Source organism: Plantactinospora soyae (assembly GCF_014874095.1).
In the GTDB taxonomy this organism is placed as follows: Bacteria; Actinomycetota; Actinomycetes; order Mycobacteriales; family Micromonosporaceae; genus Plantactinospora; species Plantactinospora soyae.
On record NZ_JADBEB010000001.1, the window covers coordinates 5,383,799 to 5,407,127 of the forward strand.

1 protein-coding gene (only partly in view) is annotated in these 23,329 nt (G+C 67.2%); it reads left to right on the forward strand.

The window, feature by feature from the left end; all coding sequences use genetic code 11:
* Positions 1-23,329, forward strand: partial view of a non-ribosomal peptide synthase/polyketide synthase gene (locus tag H4W31_RS43835; protein ID WP_192768689.1) — the 5' portion only. It continues 2,210 nt past the right edge of the window; only the first 23,329 of its 25,539 coding nucleotides appear in the window; it begins with the start codon at positions 1-3; its stop codon lies beyond the right edge, outside the window.

Genomic DNA, 23,329 nt, shown 5'->3' on the forward strand with positions numbered 1-23,329 from the left:
ATGATTCCGTTGTCATATGCACAGCGGCGGCTGTGGTTCCTCGCTCAGCTGGAGGGCCCGAACCCGGCGTACAACAGCGGCGTGGTCCTGCGGCTCCGCGGCCGTCTGGACGTCGCGGCCCTCGATGCCGCGCTGCGCGACGTGATCGGCCGCCACGAGTCGCTGCGCACGGTGTTCCCGGCGGCCGACGCTGAGCCGTACCAGCAGATCGTGGACATGCGGCAGCTGGACTGGCAACTCCAGGTGCGCCGGGTCGCGACGGAGGACCTGGCCGGCGCCGTCGCGCAGGCGGAGCGGTGTTCGTTCGACCTGGAGACGGAGATCCCGGTCCGGGGCTGGCTGTTCCAAACCGACGGGGACCAGCATGCACCGGACGACCACGTACTCGTGCTGATCGTGCACCACATCGCCATGGACGGCTGGTCGCAGGCGCCGCTGGCCCGGGACCTGTCGACCGCGTACGCGGCGCGGCTGCGGCAGGCGGCACCGGAGTGGGCCGCGCTGCCGGTGCAGTACGCCGACTACGCGTTGTGGCAGCGGGAGTTGCTGGGCGACGGATCCGACCCGGAAAGCGTACTGTCGACGCAGCTGGCGTACTGGCGGCAGGCGCTGGCGGGAGCGCCCGAGGAACTGCTCCTGCCGGTCGACCGCCGGCGCCCGGCGACGGAGAGCCATCGCGGGCACATGGTGCCGCTGCAGGTGCCGGCGGACGTGCACCAGCGGCTGGTGGAGCTGGCCCGCGCCGAGGGCGTGACCGCGTTCATGGTGCTGCAGTCCGCGTTGGCGGTACTGCTGTCCCGGCTGGGTGCGGGCACCGACGTACCGATCGGCTTCCCGCTCGCCGGGCGTACCGACGAGGCGATGGACGACCTGGTCGGGTTCTTCGCCAACACGCTGGTGATCCGCACCGACCTGTCCGGCGACCCGACCTTCGCCGAGCTGCTGGGTCGGGTGCGGCAGGCGAGCCTCGGCGCGCTGGCGCACCAGGACGTGCCGTTCGAGCGGTTGGTGGAGGAACTGTCACCGAGCCGTGCCCGGGGGCGTCATCCGCTTTTCCAGGTGATGCTGTCGATGCAGAACACGACCGGGGCGACCCTGGAACTGCCGCACCTGACCGCGGAGGTCCAGCAGAACGCCACGCCGGTGGCGAGGTTCGATCTGGACGTCGTCGCGATGGAGATGTTCGACGACGACGGGCGGCCAGCGGGGTTGCGCGGGTCGGTGACGGTGGCGGCGGACCTCTTCGACGCGTCGACGGCGGAGCGGTTGGCGGTGTGGTTCCGGCGGGTGTTGGCGACGGTTACCTCCAAGACGCGGCTCCGGCTGCACGAGGTCGAGCTGCTCGACGCCGGGCAGCGGGAACAGGTGCTGGTCGGTTGGAACGACACCGTGGCGGAGCCGGTGGATGCCACGGTGGTGGAGTTGTTCGAGCGCCAGGTGACCCGGCAGCCGGACGCGCCTGCGGTGCTGTTCGACGGGGTGACGGTCTCGTACCGGCAGCTGGACTCGGCGGCGAATCGAATGGCGCGCTATCTGACCGCTCGGGGGGTCGGTGCCGAGTCGGTGGTCGCGGTGGTGATGGAGCGCGGCATCGACGTCGTGGTGGCGATGCTGGCGGTGCTGAAGGCGGGCGCGGCATACGTACCGGTCGACGTGCAGTCGCCGGCGCAGCGGGTGGCGTTCATGGTGGCCGACAGCGGTGCCAGGTGCCTGCTGACCTCGACGGCGTACACGGGGCTGGTGGCGGCGTCGGTACCCGTGGTGGTCGTCGACGAGCCCGCAGTGGCGGCGGAGCTGGCCGGTCTGGCCGGTACGGCGCTGTCCGGTGCGGGAGCATCGCCCGACGGTGCGGCCTATGTGATCTACACCTCGGGGTCGACGGGCCAGCCGAAGGGGGTGGCGGTCGCGCATCGGGGTGTGGTGAGCGTGCTGGCGTCGATGCGGGAGCTGTTCGAGTTCGACGCGCAGGACGTGTGGAGTTGCTTCCACTCGTTCTCGTTCGACGTGTCCGTCTGGGAGCTGTGGGGTGCGCTGGTCCACGGTGGCCGGGTCGTCGTGGTGCCGCATGAGGTGTCCCGGTCGCCGCAGGAGCTCGCGGCGTTGCTGGGCCGTGAGCGCGTCACGATCCTGAGCCAGACCCCCTCGGCGTTCTACCAGTTGCTTCCGGTCGACGGCTTCGATTCGAGTGCCCTGCGGTTCGTGGTGCTGGCCGGTGAGGCCCTCGATCCGGCGCGCCTGGACGGCTGGTGGACCAGGCAGCGGGCGGACGGCCCGTGGCTGGTGAACATGTACGGGCCGACCGAGGCGACGATCTACGTCACGCACTGGCGGCTGACCGACGCCGACCGGGACAGTGTGATCGGCCGGGGCATCGCGGGGATGTCGATGCTCGTGCTGGACGGTGGGCTGCGCCCGGTACCGCCGGGGGTGATCGGCGAGCTGTACGTGGCCGGGCCGGGAGTGGCCCGTGGCTACGTGGGCCGGGTGGGGCTGACCGCCGAGCGGTTCGTGGCCTGCCCGTTCGAGCCGGGCCGGCGGATGTACCGCACCGGAGACCTTGTCAGGTGGACGCTCGACGGCCAGTTGGTGTTCGTGGGCCGGGCCGACGAGCAGGTGAAGATTCGTGGGTTCCGGATCGAGCCCGGTGAGGTCGAGGCGGTGCTGCGGGCCCATCCGCAGGTGGGCCAGGCCGCGGTGGTCGTGCGGGAGGACGTACCCGGAGACCAGCGCCTGGTCGCCTACCTGGTGGCCGCCGACGTCGACATCGCGCAGGTGCGGCACTTCGTCCGGGAACGGTTGCCGGAGTACATGGTGCCGGCCGCGGTCGTGGTGCTGGACCGGTTGCCGTCGACCGCCAGCGGAAAGCTGGACCGCCGGTCGCTGCCCGCGCCGGACTACGCGGCTGTCGCGGGTGCGGGCCGGGCCCCGGTGACGGTGCAGGAAGAAATCCTTTGTGGCATTTTCGCCCAGGTACTCGGAGTGGAGTCGGTCGGGGTCGACGACGATTTCTTTGAGTTGGGTGGGCATTCGTTGTTGGCGGTGCGGTTGGTGTCGCGGGTGCGTGTGGTGTTGGGTGTGGAGTTGCCTTTGCGGGTGTTGTTTGATGTGCCGAGTGTTGTTGGGGTGGCGGGTTGGTTGGGTGTGTCGGGTGTGGGTGGGTCGCGGTTGGTGTTGCGGGCGGGGGTTCGTCCGGAGCGGGTGGTGTTGTCGTTTGCGCAGCAGCGGTTGTGGTTTGTGGGTCAGTTGGAGGGTGCGAGTTCGTTGTATAACGTGCCGGTGGCGGTGCGGTTGAGTGGTGGGTTGGATGTGGGGGCGTTGGAGGTGGCGTTGGGGGATGTTGTTGGTCGGCATGAGTCGTTGCGGACGGTGTTTCCGGCGGTGGATGGTGAGCCGTATCAGCGGGTGTTGGGTGTGGGGGAGTTTGATTGGTGTTTGCCGGTGCGGCGGGTGGGTGTGGATGAGTTGCCGGCGGTGGTGGCTGAGGCGGTTGGTTATACGTTTGATTTGTCGGTGGAGGTGCCGGTTCGGGCGTGGTTGTTCGAGGTTGGTGTTGACGAGTTCGTGTTGGTGTTGGTGACGCATCATATTGCTGGTGATGCGTGGTCGCGGGCGCCGTTGGGGCGGGATTTGTCGGTGGCGTATGCGGCGCGGTTGCGGGGTGAGGTGCCGGGGTGGGATCCGTTGCCGGTGCAGTATGCGGATTATGCGTTGTGGCAGCGGGAGTTGTTGGGGGAGGCGTCTGATCCGGACAGTGTGTTGTCGCGGGAGTTGGCGTATTGGCGGGGGGTGTTGGCTGGGGCGCCTGAGGAGTTGGCGTTGCCGTATGACCGGCCGCGTCCGGTGGTGGCGAGTCATCGTGGGCATCGGGTGGAGTTGCGGGTTCCCGCTGGGGTGCATCGCCGGTTGGTGGGGTTGGCGCGTGCGGAGGGTGTTACCGGGTTCATGGTGTTGCAGTCGGCGTTGGCGGTGTTGTTGTCGCGGTTGGGTGCGGGTACTGATATTCCGATTGGGTCGTCGGTGGCGGGGCGTACTGATGAGGCGTTGGATGATTTGGTCGGGTTTTTCGTCAACACGTTGGTGATCCGTACTGACCTGTCGGGGGATCCGACGTTTGTTGAGGTGTTGGGTCGGGTCCGGCAGACGAGTCTGGGTGCGTTGGAGCATCAGGAGGTGCCGTTCGAGCGGTTGGTGGAGGATCTTTCTCCGGTTCGTTCGTTGGCGCGGCATCCGTTGTTCCAGACGATGTTGACGGTGCAGAACACTGAGCGTGGCACTCTCGACCTTGAGGGTGTGGTTGTTGATGGTTCGGTGTTGTCGTCGGTGGGGGCGGCGGTCGCGCCGGCGAAGTTTGATCTGTTCGTTGCGGCTCAGGAGGTGTTCGACGAGGACGGTCAGCCGGCCGGGGTGCAGGGATCGGTGACGGCGTCGGCGGACCTGTTCGACGAGTCGACGGCGCGGCGGATCACCGACTGGTTCGCACTGGTGTTGGAGACGGTGGCCACGTCCGCCGACGTACGGCTGCACGAGATCGATCTGTTGGGTGCGGGACAGCGGGAACGAATCCTGCGGGACTGGAACGATACTGCCGAGAATCTGCCGCCGGTGTTGTTGCACGAGCAATTCTCGCAGCAGGTGACACAGAACCCGGACGCGACCGCGATCGTGGCCGACGGGATGCCGGTGTCGTATCGGGAGTTGGACACGGCGGCGAACCAACTCGCCCACTATCTTGTGGATCAGGGCGTCGGAGCGGAGTCCGTCGTCGGTTTGTGCCTGCCGCGTGGGATGCGGATGATCACCGCGATTTTGGCGGTGTGGAAGGCCGGCGCGGCATATTTGCCGATCGACGCGCGACTACCGGTCGATCGTGTCGCGTTCATGCTCGCCGACAGCCGCGCCGTGTTGCTGCTCGGCACCCAGGATGTGTTGGATGACCTGCCCGCTGGCGGGTCGGTGCGGATGGTCGCGGACGAGACGATCACCGTCCGCCCGGAAACGGCACCACCGACGGTGACAACCGATCCGGCGGGTTTGGCGTATGTGATTTATACGTCGGGGTCGACGGGTTCGCCTAAGGGTGTGGCGGTCACGCACGGTTCGTTGGCGAATTATGTGGGGTCGGTGTCGTCCCGGTTGGGTTGGGGCGGTGTCGGGGTGCGGTACGGGTTGTTGCAGCCGCAGGTGACGGATCTTGGTAACACGGTTGTGTTCACCAGTCTCGTCTCCGGCGGTGTTCTGCATGTGTTGGATCCGGAGGTGGTGATTGATCCGGAGGCGGTCGCGGGTTATCTGGCGGAGCATCGGATTGATCATGTGAAGGTGGTGCCGTCGCATCTGATGGCGTTGTCGGCGGTTGCCGGGGTGGGACGGGTGCTGCCGTCGGGTTCGTTGGTTCTTGGTGGTGAGGCGGCCCCGGCCGGCTGGGTGACCGCTCTGGTGGAAGCGGCCGGTGATCGGCCGGTGTTCAACCACTATGGTCCGACGGAGACGACGATCGGTGTCGCGACCGCGAGGTTGTCGACCGGTCCGGTGGTGCCGATCGGTACCCCGATCGCCAATACCCGACTGTTCGTACTCGACGTCGCTCTTTCCCCGGTGCCGCCGGGTGTGGTCGGCGAGTTGTATGTCGCCGGTGTCCAGCTCGCTCGCGGCTATGTGGGCCGGGCGGCGATGACCGCCGAGCGGTTCGTGGCGTGTCCGTTCGAGCCGGGCCGGCGGATGTATCGCACCGGTGACCTGGCCAGATGGACGCCGGATGGGCAGGTGGTGTTCGTCGGGCGGGCTGATGAGCAGGTGAAGGTTCGCGGGTTCCGGATCGAGCCCGGTGAGGTCGAGGCGGTACTACGCGGTCATCCGCAGGTGGGCCAGGCCGTCGTGGTGGTCCGGGAGGACGTTCCCGGCGACCGCAGGCTGATCGCGTACGTAGTGCCCGAGGACGTCGAGGACTGGACACCGAGCACGGTCCGGGAGTACACCGCGCGGCGGCTACCGGAGTACATGGTCCCCGCCACCATCGTCACCCTCAACCACCTTCCCCTGACCACCGCCGGAAAACTCGACCGACGCGCACTACCAACCCCCGACTACACCACCGGCACCACCACCGGCACCCGCCGCGCCCCCACCACCGTCCAAGAAGAAATCCTCTGCACCACCTTCGCCCAGGTACTCGGCCTCGAAACCGTCGGAATCGACGACGATTTCTTTGAGTTGGGTGGGCATTCGTTGTTGGCGGTGCGGTTGGTGTCGCGGGTGCGTGTGGTGTTGGGTGTGGAGTTGCCTTTGCGGGTGTTGTTTGATGTGCCGAGTGTTGTTGGGGTAGCGGGTTGGTTGGGTGTGTCGGGTGTGGGTGGGTCGCGGTTGGTGTTGCGGGCGGGGGTTCGTCCGGAGCGGGTGGTGTTGTCGTTTGCGCAGCAGCGGTTGTGGTTTGTGGGTCAGTTGGAGGGGGCGAGTTCGTTGTATAACGTGCCGGTGGCGGTGCGGTTGAGTGGTGGGTTGGATGTGGGGGCGTTGGAGGTGGCGTTGGGGGATGTTGTTGGTCGGCATGAGTCGTTGCGGACGGTGTTTCCGGCGGTGGATGGTGAGCCGTATCAGCGGGTGTTGGGTGTGGGGGAGTTTGATTGGTGTTTGCCGGTGCGGCGGGTGGGTGTGGATGAGTTGCCGGCGGTGGTGGCTGAGGCGGTTGGTTATACGTTTGATTTGTCGGTGGAGGTGCCGGTTCGGGGGTGGTTGTTCGAGGTTGGTGTTGACGAGTTCGTGTTGGTGTTGGTGACGCATCATATTGCTGGTGATGCGTGGTCGCGGGCGCCGTTGGGGCGGGATTTGTCGGTGGCGTACGCGGCGCGGTTGCGGGGTGAGGTGCCGGGGTGGGATCCGTTGCCGGTGCAGTATGCGGATTATGCGTTGTGGCAGCGGGAGTTGTTGGGGGAGGCGTCTGATCCGGACAGTGTGTTGTCGCGGGAGTTGGCGTATTGGCGGGGGGTGTTGGCTGGGGCGCCTGAGGAGTTGGCGTTGCCGTATGACCGGCCGCGTCCGGTGGTGGCGAGTCATCGTGGGCATCGGGTGGAGTTGCGGGTTCCCGCTGGGGTGCATCGCCGGTTGGTGGGGTTGGCGCGTGCGGAGGGTGTTACCGGGTTCATGGTGTTGCAGTCGGCGTTGGCGGTGTTGTTGTCGCGGTTGGGTGCGGGTACTGATATTCCGATTGGGTCGTCGGTGGCGGGGCGTACTGATGAGGCGTTGGATGATTTGGTCGGGTTTTTCGTCAACACGTTGGTGATCCGTACTGACCTGTCGGGGGATCCGACGTTTGTTGAGGTGTTGGGTCGGGTCCGGCAGACGAGTCTGGGTGCGTTGGAGCATCAGGAGGTGCCGTTCGAGCGGTTGGTGGAGGATCTTTCTCCGGTTCGTTCGTTGGCGCGGCATCCGTTGTTCCAGACGATGTTGACGGTGCAGAACACTGAGCGTGGCACTCTCGACCTTGAGGGTGTGGTTGTTGATGGTTCGGTGTTGTCGTCGGTGGGGGCGGCGGTCGCGCCGGCGAAGTTTGATCTGTTCGTTGCGGCTCAGGAGGTGTTCGACGAGGACGGTCAGCCGGCCGGGGTGCAGGGATCGGTGACGGCGTCGGCGGACCTGTTCGACGAGTCGACGGCGCGGCGGATCACCGACTGGTTCGCACTGGTGTTGGAGACGGTGGCCACGTCCGCCGACGTACGGCTGCACGAGATCGATCTGTTGGGTGCGGGACAGCGGGAACGAATCCTGCGGGACTGGAACGATACTGCCGAGAATCTGCCGCCGGTGTTGTTGCACGAGCAATTCTCGCAGCAGGTGACACAGAACCCGGACGCGACCGCGATCGTGGCCGACGGGATGCCGGTGTCGTATCGGGAGTTGGACACGGCGGCGAACCAACTCGCCCACTATCTTGTGGATCAGGGCGTCGGAGCGGAGTCCGTCGTCGGTTTGTGCCTGCCGCGTGGGATGCGGATGATCACCGCGATTTTGGCGGTGTGGAAGGCCGGCGCGGCATATTTGCCGATCGACGCGCGACTACCGGTCGATCGTGTCGCGTTCATGCTCGCCGACAGCCGCGCCGTGTTGCTGCTCGGCACCCAGGATGTGTTGGATGACCTGCCCGCTGGCGGGTCGGTGCGGATGGTCGCGGACGAGACGATCACCGTCCGCCCGGAAACGGCACCACCGACGGTGACAACCGATCCGGCGGGTTTGGCGTATGTGATTTATACGTCGGGGTCGACGGGTTCGCCTAAGGGTGTGGCGGTCACGCACGGTTCGTTGGCGAATTATGTGGGGTCGGTGTCGTCCCGGTTGGGTTGGGGCGGTGTCGGGGTGCGGTACGGGTTGTTGCAGCCGCAGGTGACGGATCTTGGTAACACGGTTGTGTTCACCAGTCTCGTCTCCGGCGGTGTTCTGCATGTGTTGGATCCGGAGGTGGTGATTGATCCGGAGGCGGTCGCGGGTTATCTGGCGGAGCATCGGATTGATCATGTGAAGGTGGTGCCGTCGCATCTGATGGCGTTGTCGGCGGTTGCCGGGGTGGGACGGGTGCTGCCGTCGGGTTCGTTGGTTCTTGGTGGTGAGGCGGCCCCGGCCGGCTGGGTGACCGCTCTGGTGGAAGCGGCCGGTGATCGGCCGGTGTTCAACCACTATGGTCCGACGGAGACGACGATCGGTGTCGCGACCGCGAGGTTGTCGACCGGTCCGGTGGCGCCGATCGGTACCCCGATCGCGAATACCCGCCTGTATGTGTTGGATGGTTTCCTGCGGCCGGTGCCACCGGGCGTGGTCGGCGAGCTGTATGTGGCCGGTGTCGGGGTGGCGCGGGGGTATGTGGGTCAGGTCGGGCTGACGGCGGTCCGGTTCGTGGCGTGCCCGTTCGAGTCGGGTGAGCGGATGTATCGGACCGGTGACCTGGCCAGGTGGGCTGCTGATGGGCAGGTGGTGTTCGTCGGTCGGGCTGATGAGCAGGTGAAGGTTCGTGGGTTCCGGATCGAGCCTGGTGAGGTCGAGGCGGTTCTACGTGGTCATCCGCAGGTGGGCCAGGTCGTCGTGGTGGTCCGGGAGGACGTTGCCGGTGACCGTAGGCTGATCGCGTACGTGGTGCCCGAGGACGTCGAGGACTGGACACCGAGCACGGTCCGGGAGTACACCGCGCGGCGGCTACCGGAGTACATGGTCCCCGCCACCATCGTCACCCTCAACCACCTTCCCCTGACCACCGGCGGAAAACTCGACCGCCGCGCACTACCGGCCCCCGACTACACCACCGGCACCACCACCGGCACCCGCCGCGCCCCCACCACCGTCCAAGAAGAAATCCTCTGCACCACCTTCGCCCAGGTACTCGGCCTCGAAACCGTCGGAATCGACGACGACTTCTTCGAACTGGGTGGGCACTCGCTGCTCGCCGTGTCACTGGTGGAGCGGCTGCGGGAACAGGGCGTGTCGGTATCGGTCCGGGCACTGTTCGAAGCGTCGACACCCGCCGGGCTGGCCGAGACGGCAGCGGCCGAGCCGGTGGTGGTACCGGACAACCTGATCCCGGACGATGCGGACCGGATCACGGCGGACATGCTGCCGTTGGTGACGCTCGGCGACACGGACGTGGAGCTGATCGTCGCCGGCGTGGATGGCGGCGCCCGGAACGTAGCCGACGTGTACCCCTTGGCGCCGCTGCAGGAGGGACTGCTGTTCCACCACCTGATGGCCGACGAGGGCAGAGACCCGTACGTGACGCGCCGGGTGCTGGAATTCGACTCCCGGGCGCGGCTCGACGAGTTCGCCCAGGCGTTGCAGCAGGTGGTGGATCGGCACGACATCTACCGCACGGCGGTGGTGTGGGAGGAACTGCCCGAGCCGGTACAGGTGGTGTGGCGGCAAGCGATGCTGTCGGTGACCACCCACATGTTGGACGGCACCGGGGCGGACCCGGTGGCCCGGCTGATCGAGCTGGCCGGGCCGGTACTGGACCCGGGCCGGCCGCCGCTGATGGACCTGCACGTCGCCCGCGTCGAGGAAGGGCGCTGGCTCGGGCTGCTCCGGATGCATCACATGGTGCTGGACCACCAGGGGCTGGACGTACTGCTCGCCGAGTTGCGGGCGATCCTGACCGGTCGGGGCGCCGAACTGGCGGCGGCGCTGCCGTTCCGGAACTTCGTCGTACAGGCGCGGAGTGTCTCGCGGCAGGAGCACGAGCGGTTCTTCGCCACGCTGCTCGGCGACGTGAGTGAGCCGACCGCACCGTACGGGTTGATGGACGTACGCGGTGACGGCACGCGATCGGTGACCGGGCTGGTGCCGGTGCCGCCGGAGGTCGTCGACCGGCTGCGCGAGGTGGCCCGGCGGCTGGGTATCAGCACCGCCACGCTCCTGCATGTCGCCTGGGCGCGGGTGCTGTCGGTGGTCTCCGGCCGAGACGACGTCGTGTTCGGCACGGTGCTCTTCGGGCGGATGAACGCCGGCGCCGGCGCGGACCGCGTGGTGGGGCCGTTCATGAACACCCTGCCGGTGCGGGCGCAGACCGGCCACGTCGGTGTCCGGGCCGCGGTGGAGCAGATGCGGTCGCAACTCGCGGCACTCCTGGAGCACGAACACGCCCCGCTGGCGGTGGCGCAGCAGGCCAGCGGCGTCGCAGACAACACGCCACTGTTCACCTCCCTGTTCAACTACCGCTACATCGGCCACCAACCTGCGGGCAGCCGGGACGAGGATGCCGCCGCTCAGGAGCAGGTGATCGAGGGGATTCGGTCGGTACAGGTCCAGAACCGGACCAACTATCCGCTCGCCGTCGGGGTCAACGATCTCGGTGCCGAGGGGCTGAGCCTGAGCGTGCAGGCGGTCGACCCGGTCGATCCGCACGCGGTGGGCCGGTTGTTGTGCACCGCTGTCGAGCATCTCGTCAACGCGCTGCACGACGGCCCGGACATCCCCATGCACGCCGTGGAGGTGCTTGACGCCGGGCAGCTGGCGCAGAAGCTGATCGACTGGAACGACACCGCACTGGAGGTCGCCGACACCACGGCACGCGGGCTGTTCGAGGCGCAGGTGCTGCGGGCGCCGGACGCGACGGCGGTGGTGGGTGACGGCATCGAGCTGACCTATGCCGAGCTGGACGCCCGGGCGAACCAGTTCGCGCAGTATCTGGGCGGGTTCGGGGTGCGGGCGGAGTCGGTGGTGGCGCTGCTGCTGGACCGGGGCGTCGATTTCGTGGTGGCCGTACTCGGAGTCTGGAAGGCCGGCGCGGCCTATCTGCCGGTGGATCCGCGCAACCCGGCCGACCGGGTCGCCTTCATCCTCGGAGACAGCGGGGCGACCGTCCTGGTGACGTCGTCCGGCGTTGGTGACCTGCACGAGATGCCGGGCGTACCAACGGTGGTGCTGGACGATCCTGCCACCCGTACCCGGCTGGCGGAGTGTGTCCCGGCAGCGCCGTCGGTGCGCGTGGCGGCGGACGGGTTGGCGTACGTCATCTACACCTCCGGGTCGACCGGCATCCCGAAGGGCGTCGCGCTGACGCACACCGGACTGGTCAACCTGATGACCACCTTCCGCCAGCAGATCGGGATGGATGCCGAGGCGCGGGTGTTGCAGTTCGCCTCGATCGGATTCGACGCGGCGACCTGGGAGGTGTCGGCGGCGCTGTGCCTGGGAGGCGTGCTCGTGGTGGCGGACGCCGACGAGCTGCTGCCCGGTGCGGGGCTGACCGAGGTGGTCGCACGGCACGGGGTGACCCACGCGGGACTGCCGCCGGCGGTGCTGGCCACGTTGCGGCCCGAAGACATGCGTACGGTGACCACGATCATCTCGGCGGGCGAGGCGCTGAGCGGAGAGCTGGTCAGTCGCTGGGCGCCGGAACGGACCTTCTACAACGGGTACGGTCCGACCGAGACCACCGTCGCCACGACGATGTCAGCCCCACTGGCGGTGGACCAGGCACCGGTGATCGGTACCCCGATCTACAACACACGAGTATTCGTCCTGGACAACGTGTTGAACCCGGTGCCGGTGGGGGTGGCCGGCGAACTCTACGTCGTCGGTGCCCAGCTCGCGCGGGGCTACGTGGGCCGGGTGAGCCTGACCGCAGAGCGGTTCGTGGCCTGTCCGTTCGGGTCGGGTGAGCGGATGTACCGGACCGGTGACCTCGTCAAGTGGACGCCGGACGGGCAGTTGGTGTTCGCCGGCCGGGCCGACGAGCAGGTGAAGATCCGCGGGTTCCGGATCGAACCCGGCGAGGTCGAGGCCGTCGTACGCGCCCACTCGCAGGTCGCCCAGGCGGCGGTCGTCGTACGGGAGGACACCCCCGGTGACAAGCGGCTGGTCGCCTACGTCGTGCCGGTCGATGCCGCCACCGGCCCGGACGTGGTGCGGGAGTACGCCGCGCAGCGGTTGCCGGAGTACATGGTGCCGGCGGCGGTCGTGGTGCTGGACCGGCTGCCGTTGACCGCGAGCGGCAAGGTGGATCGTCGGGCGTTGCCGCTGCCGGATTACGGCGTCGACGCCGGTGGTGGCCGGGCTCCGGTGACCGTGCAGGAGGAGATCCTGTGCGCCGTGTTCGCGGAGGTCCTCGAGCTCGATTCCGTCGGCATGGACGACGACTTCTTCCGGCTTGGTGGGCATTCACTCCTGGCGGTGCGGTTGGTGGAGCGGTTGCGTCGGCGGGGTGTGTCGGTGTCGGTGCGGGCGTTGTTTGAGGCGCCGACGCCGGTGGGGTTGGCGGGGGCGGTGGTGGTGGAGCAGGTGGTGGTGCCGGAGAACCTGATTCCGGTTGGTGCGGAGCGGGTCACGGCCGCCATGTTGCCGTTGGTGGAGTTGTCCGATGCTGAGGTGGAGGTGATCGTCGGCGGTGTTGATGGTGGTGCGGGGAATGTGGCGGATGTGTATCCGTTGGCGCCGTTGCAGGAGGGTTTGCTGTTCCACCATCTGATGGCTGTCGATGGGGGCAAGGACCCGTACGTGACGGTCATGGTGCTGCGGTTCGACTCCCGGGCGAGACTCGACACCTTCGCCCAAGCGTGGCAGCAGGTGATCGACCGGCACGACATCTATCGGACGGCGGTGGTGTGGGAGGGCTTGCCGGAGCCGGTGCAGGTGGTGTGGCGGCGGGCGGTGCTGCCGGTGGTGGCGCATGTGCTCGACGGCGAACTGGTTGATCCGGTGGCGGGGTTGGTGGAGCGGGTCGGGTCGGTGATGGATCTGGGCCGGCCGCCGTTGATGGACCTGCACATCGCCGAGGTCGAGGACGGCGCCTGGTTGGGCCTGCTGCGGATGCACCACATGGTCCTCGACCACCAGGGCATGGACGTGTTGCTCGGTGAGCTGCGGGCGATCCTCACCCGGCGGGACGAAGGCTTGGCGGCGGCGCTGCCGTTCCGGAACTTCGTCGCACAGACCCGGAGTGTCTCGCGGGAGGTTCACGAGCGGTTCTTCGCCGAGCTGCTGGGCGACGTGACCGAGCCGACCGCCCCGTACGGGCTGATGGACGTCCGGGGTGATGGCACGGAGACGGTGACCGGGGACGTACCGGTGCCGCAGCACGTCGTCGACCGGCTGCGGGAGGTGGCCCGCCGCTCCGGCGTGAGTACCGCCACGGTATTGCACGTGGCCTGGGCGCGGGTGCTGGCCGTGCTCTCCGGTCGTGACGACGTGGTCTTCGGCACGGTGCTGTTCGGTCGGATGAACGCCGGTGCCGGTGCCGACCGGGTGGTGGGCCCGTTCATCAACACGCTCCCGGTGCGGGTACGGACCGGCAACGTCGGGGTCCGGACAGCGGTGGAGCAGATGCGAGCCCAGCTCGCGGCGTTGCTGGAACACGAACACGCACCCCTCGCGGTGGCGCAGCAGGCCAGCGGCATCGCGGCGGACGAGCCGCTGTTCACCTCCCTGTTCAACTACCGCTACAGCAGGCGCGGGGATGCGGCTCCGGAGGAGGCGATCGACGGTATTCAGAGGGTCTTCGCCAAGGTCCGGAACAACTATCCGCTGACGATGTCGGTCGACGACCTCGACTCCGGTGGGTTGAGCCTCAGCGTTCAGACGGCCGACACCATCGACCCGTACGCGGTGGGGCAGCTGTTGTGCACCACGTTGGCGCACCTCGTCGACACGTTGCACGAGGGCACCGACATCCCACTGCGCACGGTTGACCTGCTTGATGCCGGGCAGCGGGATCAGGTGTTGGTGGAGTGGAACGACACTGGGGTCGGTGGTGTCGGGGCCACGGTGGTGGAGTTGTTTGGGCGGCAGGTGGCGGCGGTTCCGGATGCTGCGGCGGTGGTGGTGGATGGGGTTGGGGTGTCGTATCGGGAGTTGGATGTGGCGTCGACGCGGTTGGCGCGGCGTTTGGTGGGTTGTGGTGTGGGTGTGGAGTCGGTGGTTGGGTTGTGCTTGCCGCGTGGTGTGGAGATGGTGACGGCGATTTTGGCGGTGTGGAAGGCGGGGGCGGCGTATCTGCCGGTGGACCTGCAACTTCCGGCGCAGCGGGTGGAGTTCATGTTGGCCGATGCCGGTGTGGGGGTGGTGGTTTCTCGTCGGGACGTGGTGGCGGATCTGGCCGGGGTGTTGGTGGGTGTGTCGGTGGTGTGGCTGGATGATCCACGGCCCGGCGATGTCGATGTTGATGTTGATGTGGTGTTGCCGGTGTTGGGTGGGGCGACGTTGGCGTATGTGATGTATACGTCGGGGTCGACGGGGGTGCCGAAGGGTGTGGGGGTGACGCATGCGGGTTTGGCGAATTATGTGGTGTGGGCGGCTGGCGCCTATGTGACGGTGGGTGGGGCGCCGTTGCATTCGTCGTTGGCGTTTGATTTGACGGTGACGAGTGTGTTGGTGCCGTTGGTGTCGGGGTCGGTGGTGGTGGTGGACAGGGTTGGTGGGGTTGCTGGGTTGACTGGTCTGTTGGTGGGTGGTCGCGAGTTTGGGTTGGTGAAGGTGGTGCCGGCTCATGCGGCGTTGTTGGTGGGTGATCGGGTGGGTGCGGATGTCGGGACGTGGGTTGTCGGTGGTGAGGCGTTGCCGGGTTCGTTGGTCCGTGGCCTGTTGGAGGTGTCTGCGGGGTCGGTGGTGGTCAATGAGTATGGGCCGACGGAGGCGGTTGTGGGGTGTTGTGTGTTTGAGGTGTCGGGTGGTTGGTCGGGTGATGTGGTACCGATCGGTCGGCCGATCGCGAACATGCGCCTGTACGTCCTCGACGATGCTCTCAATCCGTTGCCGCCGGGGGTGGCTGGTGAGCTTTATATCGCTGGTGTTCAGCTTGCGCGGGGTTATGTGGGTCGGGCGGGGTTGACGGCGGAGCGGTTTGTGGCGTGTCCGTTTGGTTCTGGTGAGCGGATGTATCGCACTGGTGATTTGGCTAGGTGGTCTTCGGATGGGCAGTTGGTGTTTCTGGGTCGGGTTGATGAGCAGGTGAAGGTTCGTGGGTTCCGGATTGAGCCGGGTGAGGTCGAAGCGGTTTTGATCAGTCATCCACGGGTCGACCGGGCGGCTGTCGTTGTTCGGGAGGACATTGCGGGCGATCGCCGTCTTGTTGCCTACACGGTCACCGACGCCGATCCGGATGACGTGGTCGGGTATGTGGCGCAGCGGTTGCCGGAGTACATGGTGCCGGCGGCGGTGGTCGTACTCGATGAGTTGCCGTTGACGGTGAACGGGAAGTTGGATCGTCGGGCGTTGCCGGCTCCGGATTACGGTGCCGATGCTGGTGGTGGTCGGGCTCCGGTGTCGGTGCAGGAGGAGATCCTGTGCGCCGTTTTCGCTGAGGTTCTCGCGGTTGACGCCGTCGGGGTTGATGACAACTTCTTCCGGTTGGGTGGGCATTCACTTCTGGCGGTGCGGTTGGTGGAGCGGTTGCGTCGGCGGGGTGTGTCGGTGTCGGTGCGGGCGTTGTTTGAGGCGCCGACGCCGGCGGGGTTGGCGGGGGCGGCGGTGGTGGAGCAGGTGGTGGTGCCGGAGAACCTGATTCCGGTTGGTGCGGAGCGGGTCACGGCCGCCATGTTGCCGTTGGTGGAGTTGTCGGACGCTGAGGTGGAGGTGATCGTCGGCGGTGTTGATGGTGGTGCGGGGAATGTGGCGGATGTGTATCCGTTGGCGCCGTTGCAGGAGGGTTTGCTGTTCCACCATCTGATGGCCGCGGGTGGGGGCAAGGATCCGTACGTGAATGTGTTGGTGTTGGAGTTTGATTCTCGTGGTCGGTTCGATGGGTTTGCTGGGGCGTTGCAGCGGGTGATCGATCGGCACGATATTTATCGGACGGCGGTGGTGTGGGAGGGCTTGCCGGAGCCGGTGCAGGTGGTGTGGCGGCGGGCGGTGCTGCCGGTGGTGACTGTCGTGCTCGACGGCGAACTGGTTGATCCGGTGGCGGGGTTGGTGGAGCGGGTCGGGTCGGTGATGGATCTGGGTCGGCCGCCGTTGATGGATTTGCATATCGCCGAAGCCGGCGACGGTCGTTGGTTGGGTTTGCTGCGGATGCACCACATGGTCCTCGACCACCAGGGCATGGACGTCCTGACCGGCGAGCTGCGGGCGATCCTGACCGGGCGGGGCGACGAACTGGTGACGGCATTGCCGTTCCGCAACTTCGTCGCACAGGCTCGTAGTGTCTCCTCGTCCGAGCATGAGCGGTTCTTCGCCGAGCTGCTGGGCGATGTAAACGAGCCGACCGCCCCGTACGGGCTGATGGACGTGCGCGGAGACGGCGCGGAGACGGTGACCGGAGTGGTTCCGGTATCGCAGGAAATCGTCGATCGGCTGCGGGAAGTGGCCCGCCGGTCGGGGGTGAGCGTTGCGACGGTGTTGCACGTGGCGTGGGCGCGGGTGTTGGCCGTGCTCTCCGGTCGCGACGACGTGGTCTTCGGCACGGTGCTCTTCGGTCGGATGAATGCCGGCGCCGGAGCCGACCGGGTCGTGGGGCCCTTCATCAACACCCTGCCGGTGCGGGTCCAAATCGGCCAGGTCGGAGTCCGCACGGCGATCGAGGAGATGCGGACCCAACTCGCGGCCCTGCTGGAACACGAACACGCACCCCTCGCCGTCGCACAACAGGCCAGCGGCATCACGGACAACACGCCGCTGTTCACCTCGCTGTTCAACTACCGCTTCATCGGACACGAACCCACAGGCAGAGAGGGTGAATCTGCCGGTGACCAGGTGATCGAGGGCATTCGCACCCTGCATTTGCAGGACCGAAGCAACTACCCCTTGACGCTGTCCGTCAACGACTTCGGCTCAGGCGGACTGAGCGTGACCGCCCATGTCGTCGATTCCGTCGACCCGTACGCGGTGGGCCGGATGTTGTGCACTGCGGTGGAGCATCTTGTCGACGCGCTGGACGACGAGCCTGGCATCCCGCTGCGCGCGGTGGAGGTGCTCGATGCCAGGCAGCGGGAGCAGGGGCTCGTCGAGTGGAACGACACTGCGGTCGAGGGTGTCGACGCCACGGTGGTGGAGCTGTTCGCGCGGCAGGTGGTGGCGCATCCGGACGCTGTGGCGGTGGTGGTCGAGGGTTCGGAGGTGTCGTATCGGGAGTTGGATGCGGCGTCGACCCGGTTGGCCCGGGAGTTGGTGGGTCGGGGTGTGGGTGTGGAGTCGGTGGTCGGGCTGTGCCTGCCGCGTGGCGTGGAGATGATTACCGCGATTCTGGCGGTGTGGAAGGCCGGGGCGGCGTATCTGCCGATCGACCTGCAACTGCCGGCGCAGCGGGTGGAGTTCATGCTGGCCGATGCGGGCGCCGAGGTGGCGCTTGCCCGCCGGGACGCTGCTGCGGATCTGGCCGGCGTGCTGACGGGCCTGTCGGTGGTGTGGCTGGACGATCCGCAGCCGTCGAACCGCGACGAGGAGGACATCGCACTCCCGGCGGTGGCCCCGGCCGGGTTGGCGTACGTCATCTACACCTCCGGATCGACCGGGACCCCGAAGGGCGTCGCGGTCACGCATGACGGTCTGGCGAACCTGGTCTCGGTGTTCACACCGTTGATGGCCGCGGGCCCGGGTGTCGGGGTGCTGCAGTTCGCGTCGTTCAGCTTCGACGCGTCTGTGCTGGATGTCGGCGTGGCGTTGTCGTCGGGCTCCACGCTGCTCGTGGCGAGCACCGAGCAGCGGGCCCAGCCGAAGTTGCTGCGGGAGCTGGCCGGCCTGCGGGCGGCCAGCGTGGTGCCGTCGCTGCTGGAGGTACTGGAGCCGGCGGATCTGGCGCAGGTCGAGACGATGGTGGTGGGCTCGGAGGCCGTCAGCGAAGCCGTGGCCCGGGCCTGGTCAACGGGGCGCCGGATGGTCCATGCGTACGGGCCGACGGAGACGACCGTGATCGTGGCCACCTGGCAGGTGGACGCAGAGCGGCCCGGTCAGTTGCCGATCGGCACGCCGAACGCCAACACCCGCCTGTTCGTGCTCGACGGCGCACTCTCCCCGGTGCCGACCGGGGTGGCTGGCGAGTTGTACGTCGCTGGTGTCCAGCTCGCGCGCGGCTACCTGGGTCGGGCGGGGTTGACGGCGGAGCGGTTCGTGGCGTGTCCGTTCGGAACTGGTGAGCGGATGTATCGGACCGGTGATCTGGCCAAGTGGTCTTCGGATGGGCAGTTGGTGTTTCTGGGTCGGGTTGATGAGCAGGTGAAGGTTCGTGGGTTCCGGATTGAGCTGGGTGAGATCGAGTCGGTTCTGACCACGCATCCGGTTGTGGATCAGGTAGCCGTTGTGGTGCGGGAGGACGCTGCGGGCGATCGTCGGCTGGTGGCCTATGTGGTTGCTGACGCGGGCGCGGATGTGCTGCGGGAGTATGCGGCGCAGCGGTTGCCGGAGTACATGGTGCCGGCGGCGGTGGTGGTGTTGGAGCGGCTGCCGTTGACGGTGAATGGGAAGTTGGATCGTCGGGCGTTGCCGGCTCCGGATTACGGTGCCGATGCTGGTGGTGGTCGGGCTCCGGTAACGGTGCAGGAGGAGATCCTGTGTGCCGTTTTTGCTGAGGTGTTGGGTGTCGAGCTGGTGGGGGTTGATGACGACTTCTTCCGGTTGGGTGGGCATTCACTTCTGGCGGTGCGGTTGGTGGAGCGGTTGCGTCGGCGGGGTGTGTCGGTGTCGGTGCGGGCGTTGTTTGAGGCGCCGACGCCGGCGGGGTTGGCGGGGGCGGCGGTGGTGGAGCAGGTGGTGGTGCCGGAGAACCTGATCCCTCAGGATGCTGATCGGATCACCGCGGACATGTTGCCGTTGGTCGAGTTGTCCGATGCTGAGGTGGAGGTGATCGTCGGCGGTGTTGATGGTGGTGCGGGGAATGTGGCGGATGTGTATCCGTTGGCGCCGTTGCAGGAGGGTTTGCTGTTCCACCACCTGATGGCCGTCGACGGAGGCAAGGACCCGTACGTCAATGTGCTCGTGCTGAAGTTCGACTCCCGAGCGAGGCTGGACGTCTTCGCCCAGGCGTGGCAGCAGGTGATCGACCGGCACGAGATCTATCGGACGGCGGTGGTGTGGGAGGGCTTGCCGGAGCCGGTGCAGGTGGTGTGGCGGCGGGCGGTGCTGCCGGTGGTGACTGTCGTGCTCGACGACGGGTCGGTCGATCCGGTGGCGGGGTTGGTGGAGCGGGTCGGGTCGGTGATGGATCTGGGTCGGCCGCCGTTGATGGACCTGCACGTCGCCGAGGTCGAGGACGGCGCCTGGCTGGGTTTGCTGCGGATGCACCACATGGTCCTCGACCACCAGGGGCTGGACGTGCTCATGCAGGAACTGCGGGCAATCGTGACCGGAAGGGGCGACGAACTGGCGGCGGTGTCGCCGTTCCGGAACTTCGTCGCGCAGGCGCGAAGCGTTCCCCGGGAAGAGCATGAGCGGTTCTTCACCGAGTTGCTCGGCGACGTGACCGAGCCAACCGCGCCCTACGGGCTGATGGACGTCCGTAGTGACGGTACGGGGACGGTGTCCGGGGTGATGCCGATACCGCAGCACGTCGTCGACCGGCTGCGGGAGGTGGCCAGACTGCTCGGGGTCAGCACGGCCACGGTGCTGCACGTGGCATGGGGACGGGCCCTGGCCGTGCTCTCCGGTCGTGACGACGTGGTCTTCGGCACGGTGTTGTTCGGTCGGATGAACGCCGGTGCCGGTGCCGACCGGGTCCTGGGCCCCTTCATCAACACTCTGCCGGTGCGGATGCGGACCGGCCAGATCGGAGTCCGGGCAGCGGTCGAGGAGATGCGGAGCCAGCTGGCGGCGTTGCTGGAACACGAGCACGCACCCCTGGCCGTGGCACAACAGGCCAGCGGCATCACGGAGAACACGGCGCTGTTCACCTCCCTGTTCAACTACCGGTACAGCCTGCGCGGGGGCGGAGACAGGAACGCGGACCACGGCCAGGCGACGGAGGGAATCTCGAACGTCTACTCCAAGGAGCGGAACAACTATCCGCTGACCGTGTCCGTCGACGACCAGGACACCGGCGGGCTGAGCCTCGCCATTCTCGCGGACGACCCTGTCGATCCGCTCGCAGTGGGTCGGCTGCTGTGCACGACGATCGAGAACCTTGTCGGCGCCCTGTACGACGGTCCCGACATCCCGGTGCATTCGATCGAGGTACTCGATGCGGGGCAGCGGGATCAGGTGTTGGTGGAGTGGAACGACACTGCGGTCGGTGGTGTCGAGGCCACGGTGGTGGAGTTGTTCGAGCGGCAGTTGTCGGCGGTTCCGGATGCGGTTGCGGTGGTGGCGGACGGGATCGGGGTGTCGTATCGGGAGTTGGATGCGGCGTCGACCCGGTTGGCCCGGCATCTGGTGGGTTGTGGTGTGGGTGTGGAGTCGGTGGTCGGGTTGTGTCTGCCGCGTGGTGTGGAGATGGTCACGGCGATTTTGGCGGTGTGGAAGGCGGGGGCGGCGTATCTGCCGATCGACCTGCAACTTCCGGCGCAGCGGGTGGAGTTCATGCTGGCCGATGCCGGTGTCGAGGTGGCGCTTGCCCGCCGGGACGTGGTGGCGGATCTGGCGGGTGTGTCGGTGGTGTGGCTCGACGATCCACTGCCCGGCGATGTTGATGTTGTGTTGCCGGTGTTGGGTGGGGCGGCGTTGGCGTATGTGATGTATACGTCGGGGTCGACCGGGGTGCCGAAGGGTGTGGGGGTGACGCATGGTGGTTTGGCGAATTATGTGGTGTGGGCGGCTGGCACCTATGTGACGGTGGGTGGGGCGCCGTTGCATTCGTCGTTGGCGTTTGATTTGACGGTGACGAGTGTGTTGGTGCCGTTGGTGTCCGGGTCGGTGGTGGTGGTCGACGGGGTTGGTGGGGTTGGCGGGTTGAGCGACCTGCTGGCGGCTGGTCGCGGGTTCGGGTTGGTGAAGGTGGTGCCGGCGCATGCGGCGTTGTTGGTGGGTGAGCGGGTGGGTGCGGATGTCGGGACGTGGGTTGTTGGTGGTGAGGCGTTGCCGGGTTCGTTGGTTCGTGGTCTGTTGGCGGTGTCTGCGGGGTCGGTGGTGGTCAATGAGTATGGGCCGACGGAAGCGGTCGTGGGGTGTTGTGTGTTTGAGGTGTCGGGTGGCTGGTCGGGTGAGGTGGTGCCGATCGGCCGGCCGATCGCGAACATGCGCCTGTACGTCCTCGACGACGCTCTGTCTCCGCTTCCGCCGGGGGTGGCCGGTGAGCTGTACATCGCCGGTGCTCAACTCGCCCGAGGCTATGTGGGTCGGGCGGGGTTGACGGCGGAGCGGTTTGTGGCGTGTCCGTTCGGTTCCGGTGAGCGGATGTACCGCACTGGTGACCTGGCCAAATGGACTCCGGGTGGGCAGTTGGTGTTCCTGGGCCGGGTTGATGGGCAGGTGAAGGTTCGTGGGTTCCGGATCGAGCCGGGTGAGATCGAAGCGGTTCTGACCACGCATCCGGTAGTGGATCAGGCAGCCGTGGTGGTGCGGGAGGACACTGCGGGCGATCGCCGGTTGGTGGCCTATGTGGTTGCCGAGGCGAGCGCGGATGTGCTGCGGGAGTATGTGGCGCAGCGGTTGCCGGAGTACATGGTGCCGGCGGCGGTGGTCGTACTCGATGAGTTGCCGTTGACGGTGAACGGGAAGTTGGATCGTCGGGCGTTGCCGGTTCCGGATTTTGGTGTCGGTGCTGGTGGTGGTCGGGCCCCGGTAACGGTGCAGGAGGAGATCCTGTGTGCCGCGTTCGCCGACGTTCTCGCGGTTGACGCCGTCGGGGTTGATGACGACTTCTTCCGCCTTGGTGGGCATTCACTCCTGGCGGTGCGGTTGGTGGAGCGGTTGCGTCGGCGGGGTGTGTCGGTGTCGGTGCGGGCGTTGTTCGAGGCGCCGACGCCGGCGGGGTTGGCGCGGGCGGCGGTGGTGGATCAGGTTGTGGTGCCGGAGAACCTGATTCCACGGGATGCCGAGCGGATCACCGCGGACATGCTGCCGCTGGTCGAGTTGTCCGACGCCGAGGTGGAGGTGATCGTCGGCGGTGTCGAGGGTGGCGCGGGGAATGTGGCGGATGTGTATCCGTTGGCGCCGTTGCAGGAGGGTCTGCTGTTCCACCACCTGATGGCCGTCGACGGAGGCAAGGACCCGTACGTCAACATGTCGGTGTTCGAGTTCGACTCACGGCCCCGACTGGACGTCTTCGCCGAGGCGTTGCAGCGAATCGTCGACCGGCACGATATTTATCGGACGGCGGTGGTGTGGGAGGGCTTGCCGGAGCCGGTGCAGGTGGTGTGGCGGCAGGCGGTGCTACCGGTGGTAACTGTCGTGCTCGACGGCGAACTGGTTGATCCGGTGGCGGGGCTGGTGCAGCGGGTCGGGTCGGTGATGGATCTGGGTCGGCCGCCGTTGATGGACCTGCACGTCGCCGAAACCGGCGACGGTCGTTGGCTGGGCCTGCTGCGGATGCACCACATGGTCCTCGACCACCAGGGCATGGACGTCCTGACCGGCGAGCTGCGGGCGATCCTGACCGGACGGGGCGACGAACTGGCGACGGCGCTACCGTTCCGCAACTTCGTCGCACAGGCTCGGAGCGTCGCGCGGGAGGCACACGAGCGGTTCTTCGCCGAGCTGCTCGGCGACGTGACCGAGCCGACCGCACCCTACGGCCTGATGGATGTCCGCAGCGACGGTACGGAGACGGTGTCCGGGGTGGTGCCGGTGCCGCAGGAGGTTGTCGACCGGCTGCGGGAGGTTGGCCGCCGGCTCGGGGTCAGTACGGCGACGGTGTTGCACGTGGCCTGGGCGCGGGTGTTGGCCGTGCTCTCCGGCCGCGACGACGTGGTCTTCGGCACGGTGCTCTTCGGCCGGATGAACGCCGGCGCCGGAGCCGACCGGGTCGTGGGCCCCTTCATCAACACCCTGCCGGTGC